This is a genomic window from Mycetohabitans endofungorum (assembly GCF_037477895.1).
Classification (GTDB): Bacteria; Pseudomonadota; Gammaproteobacteria; order Burkholderiales; family Burkholderiaceae; genus Mycetohabitans.
Genome location: NZ_CP132744.1, coordinates 1,329,369 through 1,348,357 on the forward strand (window position 1 = coordinate 1,329,369; position 18,989 = coordinate 1,348,357).

Annotated in this window: 5 protein-coding genes, 1 tRNA gene and 3 pseudogenes; 8 read left to right on the forward strand and 1 reads right to left on the reverse strand. The window is 60.2% G+C overall.

Annotated elements, in window-relative coordinates:
- The first annotated feature begins 228 nt into the window (after positions 1-228).
- The 7 genes and pseudogenes from RA167_RS05615 (at position 229) to RA167_RS05645 (ending at position 17,981) form a co-directional block, all read left to right on the forward strand.
- On the forward strand, positions 229-13,683 hold the full coding sequence (locus RA167_RS05615; RefSeq protein ID WP_083706062.1) for a non-ribosomal peptide synthetase: 13,455 nt from the start codon (positions 229-231) through the stop codon (positions 13,681-13,683).
- Positions 13,670-14,456: pseudogene (locus tag RA167_RS05620) on the forward strand (IS5 family transposase). The gene RA167_RS05615 and the pseudogene RA167_RS05620 overlap by 14 nt, the downstream one beginning before the upstream one ends.
- Before the next feature lie 6 nt (positions 14,457-14,462).
- A pseudogene (locus RA167_RS05625) lies at positions 14,463-14,657 on the forward strand (HU family DNA-binding protein); the annotation flags it as partial.
- Between the two features lie 256 nt (positions 14,658-14,913).
- Positions 14,914-15,054 (forward strand): DUF29 family protein, encoded by a 141-nt coding sequence (locus RA167_RS05630; protein WP_286133131.1) that lies wholly within the window; start codon positions 14,914-14,916, stop codon positions 15,052-15,054.
- Positions 15,017-15,157: a DUF29 family protein gene (locus RA167_RS05635; protein WP_237573824.1), complete on the forward strand. Its 141-nt coding sequence runs from the start codon at positions 15,017-15,019 to the stop codon at positions 15,155-15,157. The genes RA167_RS05630 and RA167_RS05635 overlap by 38 nt, the downstream gene beginning before the upstream one ends.
- A gap of 470 nt (positions 15,158-15,627) precedes the next feature.
- Positions 15,628-15,703, forward strand: a tRNA-Val gene (locus RA167_RS05640).
- A gap of 361 nt (positions 15,704-16,064) precedes the next feature.
- Entirely contained in the window at positions 16,065-17,981 is a 1,917-nt protein-coding gene (locus tag RA167_RS05645; protein ID WP_076787866.1) for a SurA N-terminal domain-containing protein, read from the forward strand.
- 52 nt (positions 17,982-18,033) lie between these two features.
- Here the strand turns inward: RA167_RS05645 and RA167_RS05650 are convergent, their stop codons facing one another.
- Positions 18,034-18,366: a hypothetical protein gene (locus RA167_RS05650; RefSeq protein WP_076787034.1), complete on the reverse strand. Its 333-nt coding sequence runs from the start codon at positions 18,364-18,366 to the stop codon at positions 18,034-18,036.
- 179 nt (positions 18,367-18,545) lie between these two features.
- Between RA167_RS05650 and RA167_RS05655 the strand changes: the two are divergent.
- Positions 18,546-18,987, forward strand: a pseudogene (locus RA167_RS05655) (ABC transporter ATP-binding protein); the annotation flags it as partial.
- Between the last annotated feature and the right edge of the window lie 2 nt (positions 18,988-18,989).

Consider the following 18,989-nt stretch of genomic DNA (forward strand, 5'->3'; position numbering starts at 1 on the left):
GTAAATGAAGAAGTCCTCCAGTCCTGAACCCGGTGCCTGTGCGGTGCGCTGACGCGTGCCGATGAATGACCCTGACTGCCGCAGTGAGTGGTTAAAAATTGCACGCGACGTGTGATAAAAGCCGGAGCGGTTCCCGAAGAACAACAATAGATTCCGATTGCGTCGTTATATTAATTGGTACACCTATTAATTAACAGGCTGCTTAGTCGCCTGAATCGGAGCTTTTTTATGGATGCTTGCATCACGCCCGTTACCCAGCCGTTATCCAGTGCGCAAACCGAAGTTTGGCTCGCGCAGCAACTACATCCAGACAGCCCTGTTTACAACATTGCGCAGTACACGGTGATCGATGGCTTGATTGATGCGACCGTCTTTGAAGCGGCATTGCGCCAAGTCATCGATGAGGCCGACACCCTGCGCTTGCAATTTGTCGATAGCAATGACGGGCTGCGGCAGAGGATCGGTGCACCCGCATGGTCAATGCCGGTGCTGGACCTCACGTCAGAAGCTGATCCTCAGGCAGCAGCCCAGGCGTGGATGCGCACCGATTATGAACAGTCGGTGGATCTACTGCAGGGGTCGCTTTTTCAGTATGCATTGTTGAAAGTCGCGCCCGAGCAGTGGTTTTGGTATCAGCGCTATCACCATATCATGATGGATGGATATGGCCAGTACCTGATCGCGCAACGCGTTGCACATGTGTATAGCGCGCTGTGTGCTGGGAATGAGCCCGCGTCCTGTACGTTGGGCTCGGTGCTGACGCTGTTAGAAAGCGATGCACAGTATCAGACCTCCGCGCAGCGGGAGAAGGACGAAGCGTATTGGTTCAAGCACTGCGCCCATTGGCCTGAGCCTGCGACGCTAGCAAGTCGCGCAGCCCCGGCTTTACAGCAACGACTGCGTCAGACGGCTGACCTGGCCACCCAATGGGTAGACGACTATGTGTTGGATGCGGGTCGGCTGGCGCAGTTCTTGAGCGCTGCACTGGCCGCGTATCTGCATCGCATGACCGGCGCGCAGGACGTGGTGTTCGGTTTTCCAGTGACTGCCCGCTTGGGGGCAGACTGGCACATTCCTGGCATGGTCGCCAATACGGTTCCATTGCGGTTCAGATTCGAGCCGGAGATCAACTTAGTGTCGTTGATGCGGCAGGCGGCGAAAGAAATCCAAAGCGCACTGCAATATCAACGCTACCCGAGCGAAGCGCTGCAGCGTCAACTTGGTCTGGCGCCGGGGCAGTCACTATTGGGCATCAAGGTCAACGTGATGCCGTTTGACTACGCGCTGTCGTTTGGCGGGCATTCATCGACGAGCCATAATCTGCTCGCGGGTCCGGTTGAGGATCTGATGATCGGTGTTTATTGGACACCCAATAGCCGTCAATTACGGATCGACTTTGATGCCAATCCTGCTTGCTACACCGCGGAGATGCTCGACACGCATCAGCGCCGGTTTATCCGGTTCATGCAAGTGCTCGCTGCCGATGCCATGCAACCGATTAGCGAGATCGATCTGCTCGACGCCGACGAGCGGTATCGGCTGCTGGTCGAGTGGAATGCGACGCAGCGGGACTACCCGTCGTACTTATGCATCCACCAGTTATTCGAAGCGCAGGTCGAGCGCACGCCCGAGGCAGTGGCACTGGTGTATGAAGATCAAACGTTGAGCTATGCGCAGCTGAACGCACAGGCCAATCGCCTCGCGCACCAGCTGATCGAGTTAGGCGTCAAGCCGGACACGCGCGTGGCGATCTGCATGCAGCGTAGTGCCGCGCTGGTCGTGGGGCTGTTGGCGATTTTGAAAGCCGGCGGTGCGTATGTGCCGCTCGATCCGAGCTACCCGGGCGAGCGCTTGGCGCACATCCTCGCCGATGCGGCACCTCGCATTGTGCTCGCCGATGCAGCTGGGCGCGCTGCATTGGGTGAGGCGGCGCTCGCGTCCTGCACGGTGCTCGATCCGGCCACCTCGCCAGCATTGCCGGACACCAATCCATCGGTAGCCGAGCTCACCGCCCAGCATCTGGCGTATGTGATTTATACGTCGGGCTCGACCGGTATACCTAAGGGGGTAATGGTGCCGCATCGTGCGATTGCGCGGCTGGTTATCAACAATGGCTATGTTGACATCCGCACCGATGATCATGTGGCGTTCGCAGCGAACCCGGCCTTCGACGCGAGCACGTTTGAAGTGTGGGCACCGCTGTTAAATGGCGCCACTGTCGTCCTATTCGATCGGGATGCGGTGCTGAATCCCCAACGTCTAGAGGAGACACTGACACGATACAGGGTGACCACACTTTTTCTGACAACGGTGTTATTCAATCAGCTGGTTCCTTTGATGGCCCCGGCTTTGGCGCGATTGAAATATTTGCTCTGTGGTGGAGAACAAGAGAACCCTGAGCGCTTCGCGCAGCTGCTAAAGCATGACGGGCCGAAGCATTTGATCCACTGCTACGGGCCGACCGAGAATACGACTTTTTCAACGACTTATGAGGTCACTGAGCTTGGCGATCGATCTGAACGTTTACCGATTGGCCGGCCGATTGCGAACACGCGCGTTTATCTGCTCGATGCGCACGGCCAGCCGGCGCCACTGGGTGCAGTCGGTGAGTTGTATATTGGTGGTGCGGGGGTCGCGCGCGGTTATTTGAATCGCCCGGAGTTGACCGCCGAGCGTTTTGTGCCGGATCCGTTCTCCAATGACGCGGGTGCACGGCTGTATAAGACCGGGGATTTAGCGCGTTATTTACCGGACGGCAATCTGGAGTTTGTGGGGCGCAACGATGAGCAAGTGAAGATCCGCGGCTTTCGCATTGAGCCGGGCGAGATTGCAGCGTGCTTAACGGTGCATCCGCAGGTGCGCGACGCGGTGGTGCTGGCAACCGGTGAGGGCTCGGATAAACGTCTGGTCGCGTATGTGGTGGCTGATCCGGATGACGCGCTAGCGAGCACGCTGCGCGCGCAGGTGGCGGCAGCATTGCCCGAATATATGGTGCCCAGTGCATTTGTGCGGCTCGATGCGTTTCCGCTGACACCGAACGGCAAGCTGGATCGCCGAGCGTTGCCCGCACCGGATGATGCGGCGCTCGCGCATCAAGCGTATGAAGCGCCACAAGGCGAGCTCGAGACGACGCTCGCGGCGATCTGGGCCGAACTATTGGGTGTCGAACGCGTGGGGCGGCACGACAGTTTCTTTGCGCTCGGGGGCCACTCGCTGCTGGCGGTGCGGTTGATTGAGCGCCTGCGGCGTCAGGGAGTTGGGTTATCCGTGCGCGCGCTGTTCGACACGCCGGTGCTTAGCGCGCTGGCGCAGACGTTGGGTCAGCGCCGTGACGTGGTGGTGCCTGCGAACGCGATCACGCCCGACACCACGGCGATTACGCCGTCGATGCTGCCACTCATTGAGCTGACGCAAGCGGACATTGATAAGATTGTCGAGCAGGTGCCCGGTGGTGTGGCCAATATCCAGGACATTTATGCACTGTCGCCACTGCAAGACGGGCTGCTGTTTCACCATCTGTTGGCCACCGAGGGTGATCCGTATTTGTTGATCGTGCAGCTGGCGTTTGACACGCGCGAGCGGCTTGACCAGTATCTGCACGCGCTGCAGCAGGTAATCGATCGGCACGATATTTTGCGTACCGCGTTTGTCTGGGAAGGGCTGTCCATGCCCTCGCAAGTGGTATGGCGCCACGCACGGCTGCCGGTCACCGAGCTGACGTTGGACGCCGCGGACGGGCCGATCGCCGAGCAATTGGCGCGGCGCTTTGATCCGCGTCACACACGCTTGGATCTGACGCAAGCGCCGCTGCTGCACGGTGCGATCGCCCAGGATAGTGAAGGTTGCTGGTTGCTCACGCAGCGGCTGCACCATTTGATTGGCGATCATTCAACGCTGAAAGTGATGCACGCGGAGGTGCAGGCGTTCATCGAGGGTCGAGGCGACACCCTGCCGCCGGCGCAGCCGTTCCGCCAGCTGGTCGCGCAGGCACGCCTGGGTGTCAGTCAGGCTGAGCATGAGCGTTTCTTTACTGAGCAGCTCGCGGACATCGACGAGCCGACGTTTCCGTTTGGCCTAACGGACGTGCATCGAGACGGCGCACAGGTTGCCGAAACGCACCGGATGTTGCCGCAAGCGCTAAACGACCGACTACGGAAGCAGGCTAAGCGGCTGGGCGTGAGTCTGGCGAGCCTGTGCCATCTGGCGTGGGCGCAGGTGCTCGCGCGCGCCAGTGGCCAACCACGCGTGGTGTTTGGCACCGTGCTGTTTGGGCGGATGCAAGCGGGAGACGGTGCCGACAGTGCGATGGGCTTGTTTATCAATACACTGCCGCTGCGGGTGGACTTGGCCGATAGTGTGGAGGCGGCGGTGCGCGCCACGCATGCGCGGCTCGCTGCGTTGCTTGAGCATGAGCATGCGTCGCTGGCACTGGCACAGCACTGCAGTGGTGTGCCAGCCGGCACGCCACTGTTTAGCGCGCTGCTAAATTATCGGCACAACGCGCCGGGTTCAAGCGAGCGTGGCATCCTCCCCGGTGTGGAGCTGCTGTACACCGAAGAGCGTGACAATTATCCGATCGGGCTGTCGGTGGAGGACGATGGGCAGTCGTTGGGGCTGACGGCACAAATCGTTGAGCCACAGGAACCTGCCCGACTGTGTGCGTATATGCAGCAGGCGCTGCAAAGCTTGGCCGACGCGCTCAAGGCGACACCTGACACCGCAGTGCAGCAGTTGCAGGTGCTGCCCAAGGCGGAGCGCGAGCTGCTGCTTGATACATGGAATGCGACGCAGCAGGACTATCCGGCACACTGGTGCGTGCATCAGCTATTCGAAGCGCAGGTTGAGCGCACCCCCGAAGCGTCGGCGTTGGTGTTTGAAGATCAGACGTTTAGCTATGCGCAACTGAACGCCCGGGCCAATCGCCTCGCGCATCGGCTCATTGAATTGGGCGTCAAGCCGGATGCTCGAGTGGCGCTCTGTGTTGAGCGCTCGCCGGCGATGGTCGTGGGGCTGTTGGCGATTTTAAAGGCCGGCGGTGCGTATGTGCCGCTCGATCCAAACTATCCGAGTGAGCGCTTGGCGCATATTCTGGCCGATGCGGCCCCGAGCATTGTGCTCGCCGATGCAGCCGGGCGCGCTGCGTTGGACGAGGCGGCGCTGGCCGAGTGCACGGTGCTCGATCCGGCCACCCTGCCAGCGTTGCCGGACACGAATCCGTCGGTGGTGGACCTGACGGCCCGGCATCTGGCGTATGTGATCTATACGTCCGGCTCGACTGGCACACCCAAGGGCGTAATGGTGGAGCATCGAAGTGTCGTGAACCTTGTTCAAGCTGTGATCGGTTATTTCGATATTGGCCCCTTCAGCCGGATCTTGCAGTTTGCTTCGCTCGGTTTTGATGTCAATGTTTCCGAGACATTCATCGCATTAAATCGTGGGGCAAGCTTATATTTACCGCCCGATACAGCGCGCCATGATCGCACTGAACTGTGGCGTTATTTGGAAAAGCACGCGATCACATACGCGGACATTCCCCCCGCACTGCTGCAGGCAGGCGACGATTTACCTCATTTAAACACCCCTCTGACGCTAATTTTAGGCGGTGAAGCTCCCAGTACGACGCTACTTCGAAATTTGGTCCGTCAAGGCGCGGTGGTTTTCAATGCATACGGCCCAACCGAAACGACTATCTGCTCCACTGTTTGGCGTGGCTCACAAGATTTCAATGGCGAAGTGGTTCCGATTGGCCGGCCATTAGACAACACGCGAATTTATCTACTGGATGCACACGGTCAGCCGGTACCACTGGGTGCAGTCGGTGAGTTATATATTGGTGGCGTAGGGGTAGCACGCGGTTATCTAAACCGCCCGGAGTTGACCGCCGAGCGCTTCGTCACAGACCCGTTTTGCGACGTTGAAAACGCCCGCATGTACAAAACTGGCGATGTAGCGCGTTATTTACCGAACGGTAATCTGGAGTTTGTGGGGCGCAACGATGAGCAAGTGAAGATTCGCGGCTTTCGGATTGAACCGGGTGAGACCGAAGCGTGCTTAACGGCACACCCGCAGGTGCGTGATGCGGTGGTGCTGGCAACCGGTGAGGGCGCGGATAAGCGGCTCATTGCCTATGTGCAAGCCGAAGCGGACAAGCAACTCGCGAGCACACTGCGCGCGCAGGTGGCGGCGAGCCTGCCCGAGTATATGGTGCCCAATGCTTTTGTGCGGCTCGATGCGTTTCCGCTGACACCGAACGGCAAGCTGGATCGCCGAGCGTTGCCCGCACCGGATGATGCGGCGCTCGCGCATCAAGCGTATGAAGCGCCACAAGGCGAACTCGAGACGACGCTCGCGGCGATCTGGGCCGAACTATTGGGTGTCGAACGCGTGGGGCGGCACGACAGTTTCTTTGCGCTCGGGGGCCACTCGCTACTCGCGGTGCGGTTGATGAACCGGGTCAGAGCGCTGGGCGCTGACGTGCCGCTGGCGACGTTGTTCGCGACGCCCACGTTGGCCGCGTTTGCCGCGGCGCTCGAAGCCCACTTGCAGCAAGGCACCGATGCGCTGCCCGAGATCATGCCGGTGTCGCGTGAAGGCGGTTTGCCGCTGTCGTTCGCGCAGCAGCGGCTGTGGTTCCTCGCGCAGCTCGATGGGGTTAGTGACACATATCATATTCCGCTGGCGCTGCATGTGCGCGGGCCGCTTGATCGGGCCGCATGGCAACAGGCATTAGATGCGCTGTTTGCCCGTCATGAAGCGCTGCGCTCAACGTTTGTGAGCGTTGACGGTCAGCCGCAGGTGCGGCTGCTGCCGGCAGACACGGGCGTGCCGCTGCGCTGGCATGACCTGCGCAGCGTACCAAACGCGCCGGCGAAACTGGCCCGCTTGCGTCACGAAGCCGCGCACGCGCCGTTCGATCTGGCGCGCGGCCCGTTGATTCACGCGTGCGGCATTCAATTGGCCGACGACGAACATGTGGTGCTGCTCACCCAGCACCATATTGTGTCGGATGGCTGGTCGGTCGGGGTGCTCACGCGCGAGTTAAACGCGCTGTATGCGGCGAGCGTTGGGGCGCAAGCCGATCCGCTGCCGCCGCTGGCGGTTCAGTATCCGGACTATGCGGCGTGGCAACGACAGTGGCTCACGGGCGAGCGGCTGCAGGCGCAAAGCGACTACTGGCGCGCGACGCTGGCCGACGCACCTGTGCTGCTAACACTCCCGACCGACCGGCCGCGCCCGGCACAACAGTTGTTTGCCGGTGCGCAGGTGCCAGTGCACATTGAGGCGGCCACGACGCAAGCGCTCAAGCGCTTAAGCGCGGAGCATGGCACGACGCTATTTATGACGGTGCTTGCCGCATGGAGTGCGGTACTCGCGCGCCTGTCGGGTCAATGTGATGTGGTCATCGGCACGCCCAGCGCTAATCGTAACCATCGCCAGATCGAGCCGTTGATTGGTTTTTTTGTCAATACGCTGGCGTTGCGTGTGAATTTGGAGGGCGAGCCGACGACGGCACAACTGCTCGAGCGCGTGCGGCGCACGACGCTGGACGCGCAAGCACACCAGGATTTGCCATTCGAGCAAGTCGTCGAGATCGTGCAGCCGCCGCGTCGGCTCGATCATACGCCGTTGTTCCAGGTGATGTTGGCGTGGCAGAACAATGAGCCAGGCGAGTGGCGCCTACCTGGGCTCACGGCCATGCCGGCTGAGCTGGAGTATGACGCAGTGAGGTTTGATCTCGAACTGAACTTATCTGAGGCAGACGAGGAGATCATCGGCAGCTTAGGGTATGCGACGGCGTTGTTCGACCGATCCACGATTGAGCGGCACGTTGGGTATCTGCAGACGATGTTGCAGGCGATGGCCACCCATACGCGGCAACCGGTGTCAACGTTTGAGTTGCTGTCACCGGATGAGCGTCAGTTGCTGCTGCAGACATGGAATGCGACGCAGCAGGCGTATCCGGCGCACTGGTGCGTGCACCAGCTATTCGAAGCGCAGGTCGAGCGCACGCCCGAGGCGACGGCGCTGGTGTTTGAAGACCAAACGTTGAGCTATGCGCAGCTGAACGCACAAGCCAATCGCCTCGCGCATCAGTTGATCGAGCTGGGTGTCAAGCCCGATGCGCGGATAGCGATCTGCGTTGAGCGCAGTGCCGCGCTGGTCGTGGGGCTGCTAGCGATTTTGAAAGCCGGGGGTGCGTATGTGCCGCTAGACCCGAGCTATCCGAGTGAGCGCTTGGCGCACATCCTCGCCGATGCAGCACCGGCGATTGTGCTCGCCGATGCGGCCGGGCGCGCTGCGTTGGGCGACGCGGCGCTGGCCGAATGTACGGTGCTCGATCCCACCATCCTGCCGGCGTTGCCGGATACGAATCCGTCGGTGGCGGGCCTAACGGCCCGGCATCTGGCGTATGTGATCTATACGTCGGGCTCCACCGGTACCCCGAAGGGCGTGATGGTCGAGCATCGGAGCGTGGTGAACCTTGCTCTGGCGCAGATCGCCTGTTTTGGAGTGCAGCCAACCAGCCGCATTGTGCAGTTTGCGTCGTTCAGCTTTGATGCGAGTGCATTTGAAATCTTGATGGCCTTTGGCAGCGGTGCAGCATTGTATCTGTCACCCGAGATAGCTCGGCAGGATCGGCAGGCTCTGTGGGACTATTTGGCAAGCCATGCGATTACGCACGCGACTTTACCGCCTGCCCTGCTTCAACATGGCGCAGATTTGCCCAGCCTCGGTCCGTCTTTGACGCTGATTCTGGCAGGTGAAGCGCCCAGTGTAACGCTGGTTCGAGACTTGGTCGACCAAGGCACGGTCTTGAATGCCTACGGTCCCACGGAGACGACCGTTTGTGCCACAGCATGGCGTGGTACACGTGAGTTCAGCGGCGCGGTCTCGATTGGCCGGCCGATTGCGAACACGCGCGTTTATCTGTTGGACGCGCATGGTCAGCCGGTGCCACTGGGTACGGTCGGCGAGTTGTATATTGGTGGCGCCGGGGTGGCACGTGGCTATCTGAACCGCCCGGCGTTGACCGCCGAGCGCTTTGTGCCGGATCCGTTCTCCGATGAAGCGGGTGCACGGCTGTATAAGACCGGGGATGTGGCGCGGTATTTACCGGACGGCAATCTGGAGTTTTTGGGGCGCAATGATGAGCAAGTCAAGATCCGCGGCTTTCGCATTGAACCAGGGGAGATCGAAGCATGCTTAACGGCGCACCCACAGGTGCGTGATGCGGTGGTGCTGGCAACCGGTGAGGGCTCGGCTAAGCGGCTGGTGGCGTATGTGCAGGCTGAAGCGGATGAGCAACTGGCGAGCACACTGCGCGCGCAGGTGGCGGCGAGCCTGCCCGAGTATATGGTGCCCAATGCATTTGTACGGCTCGACGCATTCCCCTTGACGCCCAACGGCAAGCTTGATCGGCGTGCGCTGCCGGCACCGGATGACGAGGCGCTCGCGCATCAAGCGTATGAAGCGCCACAAGGCGAATTGGAGACCACGCTCGCGGCGATTTGGACGGAGCTACTCGGGGTAGAGCGTGTGGGTCGGCACGACAGCTTCTTTGTGCTCGGGGGCCACTCGCTGCTGGCGGTGCAACTCATTGAGCGCCTGCGGCGTCGGGGAGTCGGGTTATCCGTGCGCGCGCTATTCGACACGCCGACTCTCAGCGCATTGGCGCAGACGTTGGGCCAGCACCGTGACGTGGCGGTGCCTGCGAACGCAATTACGCCCGACACGACGGCGATTACGCCGTCGATGCTGCCGCTCATTGAGCTGACGCAAGCGGACATAGACCAGATTGTCGAGCAGGTGCCCGGTGGCGTAGCCAATATCCAAGACATTTATGCGCTGTCGCCACTGCAAGACGGGCTGCTGTTTCACCATTTACTCGCGCGCGACGGCGATCCGTATCTGCTGATCGAGCAGCTGGCCTTTGACACGCGCGAGCGGCTTGACCAGTATCTGCACGCGCTGCAGCAGGTGATCGATCGCCACGATATGCTGCGCACCGCGTTCGTGTGGGAAGGTGTGTCCACGCCCGCGCAAGTGGTATGGCGCCACGCGCGGTTGCCGGTCACTGAGCTGACGTTGGACGCCGCTGATGGGCCGATCGAAGAACAATTGGCGCGGCGCTTTAATCCGCGTCACACGCGCTTGGATCTGACGCAAGCGCCGCTGCTGCACTGTGCAATCGCGCAAGATACCGAGGGTCGCTGGCTGCTCACGCAGCGGCTGCACCATTTGATTAGCGATCACTCGACGCTGGAAGTGATGCACGCGGAGGTGCAGGCGTTTATCGGGGGGCAAGGCGACACGCTGCCGCCGGCGTGGCCGTTCCGCCATCTAGTCGCGCAAGCCAGGCTAGGCGTGAGTGAAGCCGAGTATACGCGCTTTTTTACCGAGCTGCTCGCGGACGTGGAGCCGACCCTGCCGTTTGGGCTCGCGCAGGTACAGGGCGACGGCAGTGAAGTGAGCGAGTCACACCGGATGCTGCCGTCGGCTTTGAACGATCGGCTGCGTGCGCATGCGCGGCGCCTAGGCGTGAGTTTAGCGAGTCTGTGCCATCTGGCGTGGGCACAGGTGCTCGCCCGCGCGAGCGGCCAACAACGCGTGGTATTTGGCACCGTGCTGTTCGGGCGCATGCAAGCGGGCGACGGCGCAGATCGGGCGCTGGGGTTATTCTTGAATGTCCTACCGCTGCGCGTGGACCTGGATGGTAGCGTGGAGTCGAGTGTATATGCCACGCACGCTCAACTGGCGGCATTGCTCGAACATGAACATACGCCACTGGTGCGCGCGCTGCGTTGTAGTGGCGTGCCCGCCGGCTCGCCACTCTTTAGTGCGTTGTTAAATTACCGTCACAATACTCTCTCGACAGATAGCAGCGAAATATTGGCTGGCGTCCAATTTTTGAGGGCACAAGAGCGAAGCAACTATCCACTGATATTGTCGGTGGAAGATTACGGTACCGCGCTCGGACTGACCGTGCAGATCGTACAACCTGGCAATCCTGATCGAGTTTGCGGTTACATGCAGCAGGTACTCGAGAGCTTGGCCGAGGCACTGGATTGCATGCCCAATCAGCCCGCTCAGCAGTTAAAGTGGCTGCCTAACACCGAGCGCGAACAATTGCTTCGGACATGGAACGCGACACAGCAAGCGTACCCAGCTCACCAGTGCGTTCACCAACTGTTTGAAGTACAGGTAAAGCGTACGCCAGAGGCGACGGCGCTGGTCTATGAAGGCCAGATGCTAAGTTATACGCAGCTTAATGCACGGGCTAACCGCCTGGCGCACCAACTCATTGAGTTAGGTGTGAGGCCCGATGCGAGGGTGGCGATCTGTGTGGCACGGAGTCCCGCAATGGTGGTGGGGCTGCTGGCGGTCCTAAAAGCGGGCGGCGCGTATGTGCCACTAGATCCAGCCTATCCGAGCGAGCGGCTCGCGCATATCCTATACGATGTGGTACCAGAAATCGTGCTAGCTGATGCGGCGGGCCGGGCCGCTCTGGGTGACGCAGCGCTCGCGTCCCGCACGGTGCTTGACCCGAACTCATTGGCGGAACAGGCAGACACGAATCCTTTGGTGCCGGAGCTGACGTCCCGTCATCTTGCGTATGTGCTCTACACCTCCGGCTCCACCGGCGCTCCGAAGGGCGTAATGGTTGAACATCGCGGCGTGATGAACCTTGTGCACGCGCAGATTGCCCGCTTCGATGTGCGCGCGACCAGCCGCGTATTGCAGTTTGCCTCACTCAGTTTCGATGCGAGTATCTCCGAGATTCTGATGGCGTCTGGCAGCGGTGCGACATTGTATTTGCCGCCCAATACAGCCCGTTGGGATCAGCGCGAGCTTTGGACTTATTTGGCAAGCCACGCGATCACGCACGTGACGTTGCCACCCGCGATGCTTCAACAGGGCAAGGCACTGCCTATCTTAAGTACGCCCTTGACGCTGATTCTCGCGGGTGAAGCTCCTGATGCGGCATTAGTACAGCATTTAAGCCAATACTACGCCGTCTTCAATGCGTATGGCCCGACAGAAGCAACCGTTTGCGCCACCGTATGGCGTGGTGCACGTGACTTCAGCGGTGAAGCCCCGATTGGCCGGCCGATTGCGAACACGCGCGTTTATCTGCTCGATGCGCAGAGCCAGCCGGTGCCACTAGGTGCGGTTGGCGAGCTGTATCTTGGTGGCGCCGGTGTCGCACGGGGCTACCTGAACCGCCCAGAGCTGACGGCCGAGCGCTTTGTGCCGGATCCGTTCTCCGATGAAGCGGGTGCACGGCTGTATAAGACTGGGGATTTAGCGCGTTATTTACCGGACGGCAATCTGGAGTTTGTGGGGCGCAACGATGAGCAAGTGAAGATCCGCGGCTTTCGGATTGAACCGGGTGAGATCGAAGCGTGCTTAACGGCGCACCCGCAGGTGCGTGATGCGGTGGTGCTGGCAACAGGCGAGGGCTCGGCTAAGCGACTGGTGGCGTATGTGCAGGCCGAAGCGGATGAGCACCTTGCGAGCACGCTGCGTGCACAGGTGGCGGCGAGCCTGCCTGAGTATATGGTACCCAGTGCGTTTGTGCGGCTCGATGCGTGGCCCTTGACGCCCAACGGCAAGCTGGATCGGCGTGCGCTGCCCGCACCGGACGCTGACGCGCTGGCGCATCAAGCGTATGAAGCGCCGCAAGGCGAGCTGGAGATGACGCTCGCGGTGATCTGGGCCGAGCTATTGGGTGTCGAACGTGTGGGCCGGCACGACAGCTTCTTTGCACTCGGGGGCCACTCGCTGCTGGCCATGCGCCTGATCAATCGCGTACGCACAGCGTTAGGAGTTGATCTTGCCATTCGCACGCTGTTTGAGGCATCCACCCTCGCAGGCTTAGCACGCCATTTAGTTAAGCATGACGGGATGCAAGGAGACTCGTTTTCCGTTCTACTTCCTCTTAAGCCCACAGGCAGCCGTCCTGCTCTTTTCTGCATTCATCCCGGATTTGGTTTGAGCTGGAGCTATATGGGTCTGTCCAGTTACCTTCCCCCGGATCAGCCCCTTTATGGCTTGCAGGCTCGTGGGTTAGATGGAACAAGCCCGCTTGCATCGACCCTTGATGAGATGGTGTCAGACTATCTTGAACAAATGCGCCGTGTTCAACCCAAAGGGCCTTACTGCTTATTAGGATGGAGCTTCGGCGGCAATGTGGCGCATAGCATGGCTGTTCGACTTGAACACCAAGGCGAAGAAGTAGCGTTGCTGGCGTTACTGGATAGTACCCCTTTTGCGGGAAAAGCTTTCGAAGAGCAAGGAAATCAATTTGACCAGGCGATGGTGAGAGAGGTGTTTGCCGCCCACTATGGCAACGAATTAGTTTCGGCGATGGATAAGCATTTATTGGAAAACACCGAGAAAATTGGAAAGAATAATGGGCGTATCGTAAGAGATTATTCTCCATCGCGGTACGGTGGGGATGCGCTATTGTTTCGAGCCACGGTAGCAGAGGCGGGAGGTGAAACGCTCGTCACGCCTGATGCGTGGAAACCGTATGTGCTCGGGGAGATAGAGGTTCATAATGTTCACTGTCGCCACGGAGAAATGCTTAAGCCAGAGTCAACGGCCATTATTGGTTCCATCCTAGAGCGTGTTATGCACTTTCAGCAAGTCTCAGAGTGGAATCGAGATGGAGAAACGTAGAGCCTATCCTAACGACGTGACGGACGAAGAATGGCGCTTCGCTGCTGCGTATTTAACGTTGATGGGGCCAGATGCACCGCAAAGACGGTATGAATTGCGCGAGTTGTTCAACGCGCTGCGTTGGCTAGCTCGTGCGGGCGCTGCGTGGCGTATGCTGCCGACGAACTTTCCGCCATGGGAAGCGGTGTATCAGCAAACTCAACGCTGGCTGCGAACGGGCTGCTTCGAAGCGATAGTTCAGGATTTGCGTTCGGTGCTGCGTGTTGCGCAGGGTCGCCAAGGTCAGCCCAGTGCGGTGGTCCTGGACGGGCGTATGTTGCAGTCGAGCTGCGAGCGTGGCCCACGCGCAGGCTACGATGGTTACAAGCGCAAACGGGCAAGCAACGTGCATATGGCCGTCGATACGCTCGGGCATTGGCTGGCGATTCATGTCACGCCGGTCAATGAGCAAGCGCGCGCAGGTTCCGGTGTTAGCACAAGAGGGGCAACTTGTGAGCGGGCAGAGCGTGAAGCTTACCTTTGCCGACCAAGGTTATATAGGAGAAGAGCCTGCGCAAGCCGCGCAGGATGAAGGCATCGAATTGCAGGCAAAGAAGGGCTTTATCTTGCTACCGCGCCGATGGGTCGTCGAGCGCAGTTTCGAATGGCTCAATCGCTTTCGAAGGCTCGCTCGCGACGACGAGCGTTTGCCCGAAACGCTCGTCGGCCTGCATTTCGTCGTCTTTGCCATGCTCATGCTCGTTCATGCCGCACCTATCCTGCAAAGTGCATAACACGCTCTAAAGAAGGGCGGCAGCGTTACACTCGCTGGCTTCGACGCGTTTGCAGTGGGCAAGCACACCGCTCGCACGGGACGCAATCCTCGCACCGGTGCCGTTATCAACATCAAGGCGACCAAAATGCCCAAATTTCGGCCAGGGAAAGCGCTGAAAGATGCAATTGACCGTGATTTTTTCTTCCTCGCAAGAGTCTAGCGGACATGGGCTCCAATTCTGCTTCGCTAGTCCGCGAGCTTTCTGCGCCGCCGCATGCGTGCTTGGACTCATTAAAGGCCCTATGGCAGGCTGAGAGATAAGAAACTTGATCGACACAGCACATCATCCATTGCTCGCTGCCAGAAAGCTTCCTGACGTTGTTGCAAGTCACTTATCTGTGCCGCACTTTTGGAGCGAGCAAGGCAACGAGGGTCAGTGACAACGGTGGACGCCAGCGACCGAAGGCCTGGCTCACCTGCTCAAGTGGCAGTATCAGTCGGGCCGACGGGGTTCAAGCTGGCAACGCACAATCAAGGAGCAACGGCGGGCATTGGACGCCGCACTCCTAGCCTTAAACTTTGTCCAATCACAACTGGATTACTCGGACGTGGGCTGATGCGGTTTCCAAGGCCGTTGAGGAGACCGGCTTGGATGTGTTCCCTGACGCCTGCCCGTGGTCGATGGATCAGGTGCTGTCCGTGTCGTCCTATCCTGATTAACTGTAATAGATAAGTGCGCGCTTGGTGCAACTGCGTTAACGTACGCTCATGCGGCGGACACGGCACATCCGCTGCTGTTCAGGGGAAGGTGTTTCCGCCGGCTTCCAGCGGTCCATTACAGGCCTGACGTGGCCCCTACACCTGCCGCCCGAACCACGCCACGCGCCCAATGACAGCGAACTTCCACTGATCATTCGCGTTCTCTATCGGCACCTCATACGGCGGGTAGTCCGCGTTCGCGCAGATGACCCGACGATAAGGGCCGTGCAAGCGTTGCAGCTGCTTCACAAGTACCTGGCGTCCGCCCGAATAACGTAATGCCGTCCTGCGGCGACGTAAGCGCAAGATGGATGAGAGCGTCGTGCAGAACAGGATACAAGGAATCGCCGTATCCGTAGCCCCCCTTAAACGCTGGTAAAGCGCTGAAAGATGCGTTAAACTAGCGTACTTTGTTGGACGCGACGTCGAACGGGTGCTTAGCTCAGTTGGTAGAGCGGCGCCCTTACAAGGCGTAGGTCGGGGGTTCGAACCCCTCAGCACCCACCATTCCGTTTCGCAAAGCCGTCCAACTCAGTCCGAGGAAGTCTGCTGTCGTCCTGAAACCCGCATGGCTATGGTTCTGCGGGTTTTTGTTTTCGTATCTGTTGCTGCTAGTGTTGTATCTGCCGGCACGGTAGCGGAATCTGGTGCAATGCGTGACGGCTCACGTAGTTCCTCTCAAGCTTCACACTGTCACTGTCATCGAGCATTGCCCCGCGTGGGTTGTGCCGTACTGCCGCGCCCATTTCAACGGACGGAGTCAGGTGCTTTGCCGCCCACGCGATTTGCCCGCTCGCCGCGGTAAGGTAATATCGAGCGTTTATTGATTGTCGGCCTTGCCGGCTGCGTAACGTACTCAACCGATCTCATGCTCGACTTCTTTCGTAACCACAAGCGCCTGATGATGTTCCTGCTGGTGATCCTCATTGTGCCAGGGCTCGGCTTCGTCGGCGTTCAGGGCTTTCGTAACTTCTTTGACGACAGCGCGGACGTCGCGAGCGTCGCCGGCCGCAAGATTACCCGGGCCGAATACGAGGGCGCCATGCGCGAGCAGCTCGATCGCGCGCGCCAGGTACTGGGCGCAAGCTTCGATGCCAAGGCAATCGATACACCGGAAATACGCCGTGCGATCCTCGACAGTCTGGTGCAGCAGCGCGTGCTGGCCAAAGCGACCGAGGATCTGCATCTGAGCGCGTCTGACCAAGCAGTGCTGCGCGCGGAGCAGAGCATCCCGGCGATTGCCTCGTTGCGCAAGCCCGACGGCACATATGACGTAGACCAGTACAAGCAATTGCTGGCGATGCAGGGCATGACGCCGGAATCGTTCGACGAGCGTGTACGCTACCAATTGGCGAGCCGCCAGTTGCCGGACGGCATCCAAGCAAGCGCGTTCGCGCCCAAGGCCCTCGCGCAGCAGCTGGCCAGCCTGTCGGAACAGAGCCGTGAGGTGCAAGGCCTGGCACTGCATGCGACCGACTATGCAGGCAAGGTGCAACCGAGCGACGTCCAGCTCAAGCAATACTACGATGCGCACCACGATGCGTTCGCGACGCCAGAGCGCGCGACCGTTGAGTATTTGACGCTGTCGGCCGATGCGCTTGCGCAGCGCGCGCAGCCGAGCGAGGCGGACCTGAAGAAGTACTACGACGACAACGCGACAAAGTTCAAGACGCCCGGCGAAGTGCGCGCCAGCCACATCCTGATCGCAGTCGCCGCCAGTGCAAGCAAGGGGGAGCGTGACAAGGCGCGGCAGAAGGCCGAGTCGATTCTCGCTCAGGTTACCGCGCATCCGGAGCAGTTTGCCAAGCTGGCGCAACAGAATTCGGACGACCCCGGTTCCAAGGACAAGGGCGGCGACCTCGGCTTTTTTGGGCCGGGCATGATGGTCAAACCGTTCTCCGACGCCGCCTTCAAGCTGAAAAAGGATCAGGTCAGCGGCATCGTGCAAAGCGATTTTGGCTATCACATCATCAAGGTGACGGACATTAAGCCGGAACAGATCAAGCCGTTTGGCGAAGTCAACGCGACAATTGCGGCCGAGTTGAAGACCGAACAGGCCACCAAGGCCTATGCGGAACAAGCCGATGCGTTCACGAACATCGTCTACGAGCAAGCTAACAGCCTGAAGCCGGCTGCGGACAAATTCAAGCTGACGATCCAGACCGCGACATTAACGCGGGAAGGCAATCCTGCATTGCCACCGACTAGCCCGCTAAACAATCCAAAGCTGCTCGCCGCCGTGTTCGCTGACGACTCCGTCAAGGCCAAGCACAACACACCGGCGATCGACGTCGGCAACAATACGCTCGTATCGGCGCGCGTGGTGGACTACCAGCCAGCCTCCGTTCAGCCGTACGACACGGTCGCTGCGCAGGTGCGGCAAAAGGTGGTCGCGCAGCTGTCGGCAGACAAGGCTCGCGAGCAAGGTGAAGCGAAACTGGCCGAAGTTCGGAAATCGGCATCCACGGCCGGATTCTCGGCAGTCACCAAAGTGACGCGGGCCGATACCCAAGGAGTACCGCCGCAAGCGGTTGCCGCGATATTTAAAGTCGATCCGCAAAAGCTGCCCGCTTACGTCGGCGTTGATCTGGGTGATGCCGGCTACGCGATTTACCGCGTGAACACGGTGAATATGCCGTCCAGCATCGACCCGCAACGCTTAAGCGGCGCGCAGCTGCAAATCGGCCAAGTGCTCGGCGACGCCGAATGGACCAGCTATGTCGATGCGCTGCGCGCCCGCTCGCGGGTGAAGCTGTGCGGCACGCCGGTCGCGGCGAATCAGTGACGCCGCGCAGCAGCGACCGCTGCACCAGCGGCTGCTGCTGCATGGCGCGCCGCTACAGGCAGCCGTTCACGTCAGCCGTTGCGCCCGGATAACCGATGCCGCGGATGCCGACCCACGACCCCTTGCCGGACGGGTCGGGTTGGATGACCACCGCGGCGCCTCCAGGACGTTCCCCCGGCAGCAGCACGTCGAACGCCTGATCGTCCGCGAGCCTGTTCTGTAGCGTAACGGGCTGCTGCGACTGATCGGCCCATTTCTGCGACACGCATTGCGCGACTTGTTGAGGCGAGCGGGCACTCTTGCCAACCGGTTGCACGCCCGCCGGCGGTTGAGCCGCGCAAGCGGCAACGGCGACCGACACGGCGAGAATCGGCAAGTGTTTCATGTTTACTCCTTATAAAAGCGCTCAGCGTCGGACCATTCGAGGACGGTGGCATCGGATTGAACGGCTGAGCAGTCATCCCGTCCGATCGATGAGCCATGCTTCCCAGCCGGCATGAAGTCACCGTCCCGCGGTGCTATCGCAATCCGCATGCCCGCACTGGCTGACAGTCAGCTTGATGAGACGCGTGTACCGCACTGCGCAGAGGGCATGCCGGATTTGTGTTCCAGTCGTTCCAGTTGATGCCGCACCTGAGCGCGTCGGAGAACATGATGTTGCCGCTGGAGTTGACCGGCGCCGCGCAACCTCGTGATGTGGCGCGGCGCGCGCATTCGCTATTCGAGCATGTTGGCCTTGCGGCGCGGGTCCACCATTATCCGAAGCACCTGTCGGGCGGGGAGCAGCAGCGCGTCGCGCTGGCGCGCGTTCGTGATCGAACCGGACATCCTGTTCGCCGATGAGCCTACCGGCAGCCTCGACGCGGCCAACGGGCGTGCGGTAATCGACCTGCTGTTCGAGCTGAATCGCGCAAGCGGCGCAACGCTGGTGCTCGTGACACACGATACGGAGCTTGCGCAGCGCTGTGACGCAATCTTGGCACTCGAAGCAGGGTGGCTCGTCTAGAC

Coding starts and splice junctions, on each gene's coding strand:
- RA167_RS05615 (WP_083706062.1), top strand. CDS start 229: ATGGATGCTTGCATCACGCCCGTTACCCAGCCGTTATCCAGTGCGCAA.
- RA167_RS05645 (WP_076787866.1), top strand. CDS start 16,065: ATGCTCGACTTCTTTCGTAACCACAAGCGCCTGATGATGTTCCTGCTG.
- RA167_RS05650 (WP_076787034.1), bottom strand. CDS start 18,366: ATGAAACACTTGCCGATTCTCGCCGTGTCGGTCGCCGTTGCCGCTTGC.